Source organism: Streptococcus sp. HMSC070B10 (assembly GCF_001808665.1).
In the GTDB taxonomy this organism is placed as follows: Bacteria; Bacillota; Bacilli; order Lactobacillales; family Streptococcaceae; genus Streptococcus.
Genome location: NZ_KV794183.1, coordinates 1 through 227, shown reverse-complemented (window position 1 = coordinate 227; position 227 = coordinate 1). Strand labels below are relative to the sequence as shown.

At 37.4% G+C, this 227-nt stretch carries 1 protein-coding gene; it reads left to right on the top strand.

Going from position 1 to position 227, the window contains the following annotated elements; genetic code table 11:
• A partial coding sequence (locus HMPREF2613_RS05905) for a MucBP domain-containing protein (protein WP_148129941.1) occupies positions 1-227 on the top strand: 227 nt, incomplete at both ends.

Genomic DNA, 227 nt, shown 5'->3' with positions numbered 1-227 from the left:
GCTGAAGACGAAAAAGACGAAACAGATGCTTCTCTAAATGCTAAATATGACACAGCAGACCACCAAAAAGACGAAATCACTAAAGATGGTGTTAAATATTACTTAACAGCTAAAGAGTTGAAAGACGGTTCTAAACCAGCTACTGGTGATGTCGTTGAAGGTACAACTACAGTAACTTATGTTTACGAAAAAGCAGGACAAGTAGTCGTTAACTACCAAACAGAAGA